This is a genomic window from Pseudomonas sp. EA_65y_Pfl2_P74, from assembly GCF_963970575.1.
GTDB lineage: Bacteria > Pseudomonadota > Gammaproteobacteria > Pseudomonadales > Pseudomonadaceae > Aquipseudomonas > Aquipseudomonas baetica_A.
In genome coordinates, this window is sequence record NZ_CAXAOQ010000036.1 from 66,764 (window position 1) to 75,200 (window position 8,437).

The window sequence follows — 8,437 nt, forward strand, 5'->3', positions numbered from 1 at the left end:
GCCTTTTTTATTGTGCAGATTTCGGGAATTGCTCCCACAGGGTGTTATGCGGTTTTCTTTGGATCCGGCTTGGCCAGCAAGGTGTAAACGCAGGGCAGGACGAACAAGGTAAACAACGTCCCGATCGACATCCCTGTCGCAATCACCATCCCGATATCAAACCGGCTGACCGCCCCGGCACCTGTTGCCAGTATCAGCGGCACCATGCCGAAGACCATTGCGGCGGTGGTCATCAACACCGGCCGTAAGCGAATCGCCGCCGCTTCCTCCACCGCCTCACGCACCGACAGCCCCTTGTCCTTGCGCAACTGGTTAGCGAACTCGACGATCAGGATCCCGTGCTTGCTGATCAACCCGATCAGCGTCACCAGGCCCACTTGGGTGTAGATGTTCATGCTCGACCAGCCAAGGAATAACGGGATCAGCGCCCCGCAGATCGACAACGGCACCGTCACCAGAATGACCAGCGGATCGCGAAAGCTCTCGAACTGCGCCGCCAGCACCAGAAAGATGATCGCCAGCGCCAGCGCGAACGTCACCCACAATGCGCTGCCTTCCTGGACGAACTGGCGCGACGCGCCGCCATAGTCGAAGGCAAAACCGACGGGTGCTTCTTCCCGGGCGATCTGCAAGACAGTGTCGATGGCTTCACCCATGCTCACCAACGGGAATCCGGACAGCTTCGCGGCGTTGAGTTGCTGGAATTGATTGAGTTGTCGCGGGCGCGCCCGGTCAGTCACGGTGATCAACGTTGACAGCGGCAACAACTCACCCTGGGTGTTTTTCACGTAATAGTTGTTCAGCCAGCCCGGATTGTCGCGGTAAGCCCGTTCAACCTGAGCGATGACCTTGTAGCTGCGTCCTTCGATGGTGAAACGGTTGATTTCAGCCTCACCGAGCAGGGTGGCCAGCGTGCCGCCCAGATCCTGCATCGAAACGCCCATCTGCGCCGCTTTGGCACGGTCGATGTCGACCACCACCTCTGGTTTGTCGAACGCCAGATCGAGGTCGACGAATGCAAATTTGCCCGATTCCATGGCGCGTTTCTTGATCCGGTCAGCCACTTGCAACAACTGCTCGTAGTCATTGGCGGTATTGATCACGAAATCAAACGGCAAGCCTTCACCGGTGCCGGGCAGTGACGGCAGATTGAAGCCGAAGACCTGCACGCCGGGGATGTTTTGGAGTTTGCCCTGAACCTCGGGAAGTATTTGCATCTGTGTACGGCTGCGTTCGTTCCACGGTTTGAGCAGGAAGCCACCGATGCCGGACTGCACGCCGTTGTAGCCGTTGATCTGGAACGAGGAGTAGTACTCCGGAAATTGCTTGAAGATCTTGATGAATTCGTCGGTGTAGGTGTTCAGGTAATTGAGGTTGGTCGGCTGCGGGGCGTTGGCAATCATGAAAATGATGCCCTGATCCTCGTCTGGTGCCAGTTCCGATTTGGTGAACTTGAGGAACACCGGAATCAGGCACAGCACGATCACCGCAAAGACCAGTACCACCGGCCGCGTATTGAGCGTGCCGTGCAACAGGCTTTGGTAGCGGCGCTTGAGGCCGTCAAAGATGCGGTCGAGGCGATGGGCCAGGCCACTGGGGTTCTCATCGTGACGCAGTAAAAAGGCGCACATCATTGGTGACAGCGTCAGGGCAACGATGCCGGAAATCACCACGGCGCCGGCCAGGGTCAAGGCAAATTCCTTGAACAACGCCCCGGTCAGCCCGGTGAGGAAACCAATTGGTGCGTACACCGCCGCCAGGGTGATGGTCATCGACACCACCGGCATGGCGATTTCCCGTGCGCCTTCCAGGGCTGCCTCGAACGGCGTCTTGCCTTCCTCGATATGCCGGTGAATGTTTTCCACCACCACAATCGCATCGTCGACCACCAACCCGATCGCCAGCACCATCGCCAGCAAGGTCAGCAGGTTGATCGAATAGCCCATCATCTGCATGAAGAACATCACGCCGATCATCGACAGCGGAATGGTCACAACCGGGATCACCACCGAACGCAGCGCGCCGAGGAACAGGAACACCACGACGATCACGATCAGCACCGCTTCGAACAGGGTTTTCACCACTTCGTCGATGGAGGCCTGAATGAACAGGGTGGCGTCGTAGGCAATTTCGCTTTTGAGGTTCGGCGGTAGCTGGGCTTCGAGCTGCGGCATGATCTTGCGCACTTCCTTGATCACGTCCAGCGGGTTGGCGCCGGGCGTGGCCTTGATGCCGATGTACACCGACGGGGTGCCGCCGAAGGAGCTGATGGAGTTGTAGTTCTCCGCGCCCATTTCGACCCGCGCCACATCACTGAGCAATACGCGGCTGTCGCCATTGACCTTGAGTGGAATCGCGGCGAACGCTTCGGCGGATTTCAGTTCAGTGTTGGCGTTGATGCTGGTGACCACGTACTCGCCTTTCACTTCGCCAGCGGCGGAGAGGAAGTTGTACTGGCGCACCGCGTTGGTGACGTCGCTGGCGCTGAGGCCGAACCCGGCGAGCTTGACCGGGTCGAGCCACAGGCGCATGGCAAACACCTGATTGCCGAGAATCTCGGCTTCGGCCATGCCCGGCAGGGTCGCCAGTTTTGGCTGGATGACCCGTGACAGGTAGTCGGTGATCTGCGGGTTGCTCAAATCCTTACTGAAGAAACTGATGTACATCAGCGCCGAGGCGTCGGCGGATTCCTTGCTCAGCACCGGATCTTCGGCATCTTGCGGCAGTTGGTTTTTCACCTCGTTGGCCTTGGCCAGCAACTCGGTGAAGAGGCGGTCGCTGTTGGAGCCGATGCGCGCGTAGATCGAGATCACCGAGAAGTTCTGGCGACTGACCGAGGTCATGTAGTCGATACCCTCGGCACTGGCCAGGCTCTGTTGCATCGGCTGGGTGATGTAGCCCTGGATGGTTTCGGCGTTGGCCCCCGGGTAGGCGGTGGTCACCGTGATCAGGGCGTTTTCCAACTGCGGATATTGGCGCAGCGGCAGCTTGCTCCAGGCCTGGAAGCCCAGCAGCACAATCAACAGGCTGACCACGGTGGCGAGCACCGGGCGGCGGATGAACGGATCGGTAAAAGCCATGGGGATTCCTTGATCAGTCGGCGCGGGGCGGACTGTTCTGCTCGCCGAGGGTCTTGTCGTCGCTAATGGCAATGTGCGCGCCGTTGTCCAGTTTGATCTGGCCAGCGGTCACCACTTGTTCGCCTTTGAGCACGCCCTTGTTGATCATCACCAGGCCATCGCGGCGCTCACCGGTTTCGATGAAGCGGCGCTCGGCGATCAGCACCGGTTGACCCTTGTCGTCTTTTTCGACGCTGCCGTCCTCGGCTTTTTTCTGCCCGACCACGTACAGCGAGTTGCCGTAAAGGGTGTAGGTGATTGCGCTCTCCGGCACCACGACGTGCGTCTGGGGATCCGGCAGCAATACGTCGAGGCTGGTGAACATGCCCGGCAGCAATTTGCCGTCGGGGTTGGCGAGTGTGGCGCGTACCAGAATGTTGCGCGTCGTGCTTTCGACAATCGGATTGATGGCGCTGATCTTGCCCGCGAAGTTTTCCCCGGGGTAGGCGGACACCGAGATTTGCACCGGTTGGCCGATGGCCAGTTTCGGCACCGATTGTTCCGGTAAATAGAAGTCGGCGTAAAGGCTGCTCAGATTCTGCAGTGTGGCGATTTTGGTGCCGCTGGCGAGGTAGTCGCCGACATCGACCTGACGAATGCCGATGGTGCCGCTGAACGGTGCGAGGATGCGTTTTTTGGCCAGCGAGGCGTTGAGCTGATTGACCGTCGCCCGGCTCTTTTGCAGGACCGCCGAGAGCCGGTCGTACTCGCCTTTGGAGATGGCCCGGCTGTCGATCAGTTGGCTGCCGCGACCGAAGTCCAGTTGCGCCAGCCCCAGATCGGCCTTGGCGGTTTCCAGCAGGGCGGTTTCGACAGCGCTGTCGAGTTGCAGCAACGGTTGCCCGGCCTTGACCTTCTGCCCTGATTCGAACTTGAGGTCGGTGACGGTACCGGCGACTTCCAGGCTCAGGTCGACGCCTTGCAGTGCCTTGAGGGTACCGACGGTGGGTAAACGCATCTGCCACGGGCGTTCCGTGGCAATGGCCACGGCGACGCTGATCGCTGGTTTCGGCTTGGAAAAGCCCTGGACCATCGTGTAGATCGAAAAGGCTTTGTACCCGCCCAGCACCAGGACGACCAGCAAAACAACACCCAACATGATCAGCATGCGGCGACGCAGCATATTTCCAGTTCCTTGGATAAATCAGGTGAGACAGGCGGGCACATTACTCCGAGTACAGGGGGTATTCCAACTGGCAGTTTCTGCAAAACAATAAAGGCATTTCACGCCATCAAGTGCAGATGGTTGTCCCAGAGCCCTGCCGGCAATTCCAGCGGTTTGGCCAACAGTTGATCCTGACGGCAGTCGTAGTAGCGGCAACGCCCTTGACCGGAGGTCACGACAAAACCGTCCTTTACCGCACCCACGCCGGCACAATCGGGCAATGGCGCATCAAGGCGCACTTCGCCGCTGTCCAGATCCCAGATGAAGAAGCGATTGCCACGCGGTGCGGTCAGTGCCACCAGACGCAACTCACTGTGCACCGCAACGCTGGCGGTGTAGTGACCCATCGATTGCAACTGATGTTCCGGCACCGGGAATGCCACGAACGGCTGCCCGGGACGCTTGATCGCCAGCAGTTCGGAACGTTCGTGGGGCGCGCCCATGAATTGCTGACCGGCGACAATAGTGCCGTCGCTGGCGATGCCCAGATGGCGCACGCTGTTCATTTGCTGGGCGAGGGTTTCCTTGCTCAGCAAGGTGCCGTCGCGCTGCATCAGCACCAGGCTCGGTTCCATGGCGTTGAGATTCATGTCGACGCGGCTTTCGGCTTCGGTACGAATGCCGCCGTTGGCCACCACCAATGTCTCGCCATCGGGCATCCACGACACCTGATGCGGGCCGAGGCCGTGGGTGGAAATCTCGCCGCGGTGTACCAGCCGCTCGCCCTCGAACCGGTACACCCCGAGCAGGCCACGGCCTGGGTCAGTGGTGTCGTTTTCGGTGGCGTACAGGTACTCGCCGTCCTTGTGAATCACCGCGTGGCCGTAGAAGTGCCGGTTCGGCTGCGACGTCACGGTTTGCAGCAGCGTACCGTCGCGCAGGTCGATCAGGTAGCTTTCGGTGCCCGGACGACGGGCGACGTACAGCGCAATCGGCAACGTCGGGTGGTTGATGATGTCGTGGCAACGCTGGCCGACTTCGGTGGCAAACACCCGTGTGCCATCGAGCCGATAGCCGACGGCGTAGTGCTTGCCGTCGGTGTCATCGCGCGCCGAGAGCAACAGCGGGCTCTGATCCTTGCGCTTGAACAGCGTCCAGCCGCCCAGTGTCACTGCTCCCAGCAGCAAACTACCTAAAGTCAGAGCCTGGCGTCGCAGCATGGCACTTGCCCTCATCAGTCACCGTCGTTGGCGTTGAAGCCCAGTTGAATGCCCAGCGCCTTGGCCAGTTCGCCTTCGTGCAGGCGATGGACGACGTTGAGGCTGTCGTAGATGTCGTTCAGTTGCTGACGGCCGGCGTCGTCTTCGAGCATTTCGCCGAGCGAGCGCTGCGTGCTGTCGAACAGGGTGAGCGAGGCGGCATAAGCGGCGTCGATCTTGTCCGCCAGAGGCTTCTGATCGCTTGGCAGCAGGCTGCGCAGGCCTTTGTTGTCGACACCTTCCCAAACGGTCTTGGCGGCGGCGAGGCTCGCTTCCAGGGCTGTCAGCGACGACTGGCTGCGCCATGCATCGGCCTGCAATGGCTGCGGCACGCCTTTGCTCTGGCGGCCCATTGGGGTGCCGAGCTTTTTCTTCAGGGTGTCGAGTGCGGTGACTTGTACGCGCAGCAGATCGGCAATCGCTTCGTGGGAGTCGGCGTAACGCTGGTTCGGGAACTTGGTCATCTGCGCGAGCATGCCGTCGGTGTTGTTCCAGCTCTGCAGAATCTCCTCGGCCAGTTGCTTCTGGCGTTCGCCAATGGCGATCAGCAGCGGGCAGTACTTGGCTTTCTGGTCGGCGTTGGCGACGTCAGGCTTGGCGTCGAACAGGATGTACTCGTAAGCCGACAGCCCCTGAACCACCACGCTCGACTTGGCCAGTGCGACAGCATCGATCTGCGGCTGGGCGACGACCAGTTGCTCGACCTGACGGCCGACGAGGTTTTTCTTGTCCGGCCAGAACTGCACTTGCCACGAGCGGTTGCCTTCGGCCAGCGGGCCGATCAGCAGCGGTTGCAGCTCGGCCCAGGCTTTCTGCGCGTGCAGGAAGTCGGCGCGAGCGGTTTCCAGCGTCTCTTTGCCCTGGCAGTAGGCGAGGGCGCTGACCGCCAGTTGCTTGTCGGCTTCGACCCAACGGGTATACGTCGGCAGAATCACCGATTTGGCGATAGCGGCCGAAGTGACGGCTTGCGGATCCTGTGGCGAGCAAGCGCCGAGGGCGAGCGCGGCCAGGCTGGTGAACAGTAGCTTGGGACGGAACATGTCGGGCTCCCGATTCTTTTAAGTGTTTAAAGTGAATTCAGAAACGCCAGCAACGCGGTGCGCTGCTCGGCATTGAAAGACAAAACCTGTTGCTGCGCCGCTTGCGCTTCACCACCGTGCCAAAGCACGGCTTCAAGCAGATTGCGTGCGCGGCCGTCATGCAAAAACTGGGTGTGGCCACTGACCGCTTGCGTCAGGCCGATGCCCCACAACGGCGGCGTGCGCCAGTCGCGGCCGGAGGCCTGGAATTCGGTGCGGTTGTCGGCCAGACCGTCGCCCATGTCATGCAGCAGCAGATCGCTGTACGGGCGAATCACTTGATTGGCCAGTTCAGGTTCGGCCGCGTTGGCGGCGGTGGTGTATTTCGGGGTATGACACGACTGGCAGCCGGCCTGGTAAAACAGGTTCTTGCCGGCCAGCACTTGGGCGTCGTTGACGTCCCGGCGCGCGGGGACGGCGAGGTTGCGGCTATAGAACAGCACCAGACGCAGGATGTTGTCGCTGACTTCCGGCTCACCGTCCGGGCCATTGCCGTTCGGCGCCTGTTTGCAGGCGGTTTGCGTTTCGGTGCAGTCATCGAACGGTCGCATGCTGGTCGTGAGGCCCATATCCCCGGCGAACGCATGAACATTCTGTTGGTTGAGGGTCGGTTGTCCGGCTTTCCAGCCAAATCGACCGATCACGGTTTTGTGCAGGACGTCATCCCAGACCTGGTTCGGTCGGCCATTGATGCCGTTCTTGTCTTTGGCCTGAGCGCTGGCGTTGGCGAGAATCGCTTCTTCGGGGATCGCTTCGAGCAGGCCGAGGCCGATCATGGGGGGGGCGATGCGTGCGGAGAAACGCGTATCGGGGTGCATCGGCCCGTAACCGAGTTGAGTGATTTGCAGCTCCGGTTTACGCAGTTCGACTTCGGTGCCGTCCTTGAAGCGCACCGGCACCGGTGTGTACTCGACGCGCACCTTGCCTTCCGGAACCACGCCAGGCACGGCCATGTCCTGGAGCTGGCCGCCGTAGACCGGCTCCGGCACCACGCCGACCTGTTCGATGACGTCGGCCAGTTCCGGGGTGTTGGGGATCGACAGCCTTACCAGCATCGACACTGCATTGTTTGCCTGCGGTGTCGGTGGATGACCGCGACCGTCCTTGATGTGGCAGTTCTGGCAGGCGTTGGTGTTGAACAACGGGCCGAGGCCATCACGGGCGGTGGTGGTCGATGGGGCGATCACCCAGGGGCTGCGGAAGAAGCTGTTGCCGACGCTGAAATCCACCCGGCGCGATGGCGGCAGGTTGGCCGAGGGCAGGGAAAACGCGTTTTGATCGGTCTTGCGCACGGTCGCCGCACCGCCTGAGCGTGCTTCACCGGGCTCGGCTTTGGTGAAGCGCGGGGCGTCATCGCAGGCACTCAGGCCCAGAGCCAGAAACAGTGCGGACAAACGAAGAGGCAGCGAGGGCATAGACATCCTGCGGACGGGCAAAAACAAAGGCGCAAAGTCTAACAGGGCGCAGGAGTTTGAATAAGAGGAATTATCGTTTACTTGATGTGAGGCCGTGATTTAGAGAAACGCAGTTTCCCCTCTGTGTGCGGGCTTGCTCGCGAAAGCGGTGTGTCAGTCAATTCATCTGTGTCTGACCTGCCGCTTTCGCGAGCAAGCCCGCTCCCACAAGGTTTGTGCTTGGCACGTATGAAAAAGGCGACCCGAACAGACTGTGTGAAAACACACTGATGGTGGTTTCAAGCAAACGCCCCGACTTGTTCGGGGCGTTTGCTTTTGTGCGGACGGCAGACGAAAAAGGGCGTTTCAGCCCATCAACGCCATCAACTGACGTGCGCCGAGCACGTTAATCGCTCTTTTCAGGTTATAGGCGTTCACCGCCAAGGCCATTTCGGCTCTCGCCCCCTCGAGCTGTCGCAGC

5 protein-coding genes are annotated in these 8,437 nt (G+C 60.5%); all 5 read right to left on the reverse strand.

Annotated elements, in window-relative coordinates:
• Positions 1 to 44 precede the first annotated feature (44 nt).
• Entirely contained in the window at positions 45 to 3,080 is a 3,036-nt protein-coding gene (locus tag AACY18_RS24545) for a multidrug efflux RND transporter permease subunit (protein ID WP_339433475.1), read from the reverse strand.
• 13 nt (positions 3,081 to 3,093) lie between these two features.
• Positions 3,094 to 4,242 carry an efflux RND transporter periplasmic adaptor subunit gene (locus AACY18_RS24550; protein ID WP_339433474.1) on the reverse strand — a complete coding sequence of 383 codons (1,149 nt, stop codon included), beginning with the start codon at positions 4,240 to 4,242 and terminating at the stop codon, positions 3,094 to 3,096.
• Between the two features lie 101 nt (positions 4,243 to 4,343).
• Entirely contained in the window at positions 4,344 to 5,444 is a 1,101-nt protein-coding gene (locus AACY18_RS24555; protein WP_339466352.1) for a DUF1513 domain-containing protein, read from the reverse strand.
• Positions 5,445 to 5,458: 14 nt separating this feature from the next.
• Positions 5,459 to 6,523 (reverse strand): imelysin family protein, encoded by a 1,065-nt coding sequence (locus tag AACY18_RS24560; protein ID WP_339433472.1) that lies wholly within the window; start codon positions 6,521 to 6,523, stop codon positions 5,459 to 5,461.
• A gap of 26 nt (positions 6,524 to 6,549) precedes the next feature.
• Positions 6,550 to 7,977: a di-heme oxidoreductase family protein gene (locus tag AACY18_RS24565; protein WP_339433471.1), complete on the reverse strand. Its 1,428-nt coding sequence runs from the start codon at positions 7,975 to 7,977 to the stop codon at positions 6,550 to 6,552.
• Positions 7,978 to 8,437 lie beyond the last annotated feature (460 nt).

Excerpts from the sequence above, each read along its gene's own strand:
- AACY18_RS24545 (WP_339433475.1), bottom strand. The coding sequence starts at position 3,080 with ATGGCTTTTACCGATCCGTTCATCCGCCGCCCGGTGCTCGCCACCGTG.
- AACY18_RS24550 (WP_339433474.1), bottom strand. The coding sequence starts at position 4,242 with ATGCTGCGTCGCCGCATGCTGATCATGTTGGGTGTTGTTTTGCTGGTC.
- AACY18_RS24555 (WP_339466352.1), bottom strand. The coding sequence starts at position 5,444 with ATGCTGCGACGCCAGGCTCTGACTTTAGGTAGTTTGCTGCTGGGAGCA.
- AACY18_RS24560 (WP_339433472.1), bottom strand. The coding sequence starts at position 6,523 with ATGTTCCGTCCCAAGCTACTGTTCACCAGCCTGGCCGCGCTCGCCCTC.
- AACY18_RS24565 (WP_339433471.1), bottom strand. The coding sequence starts at position 7,977 with ATGCCCTCGCTGCCTCTTCGTTTGTCCGCACTGTTTCTGGCTCTGGGC.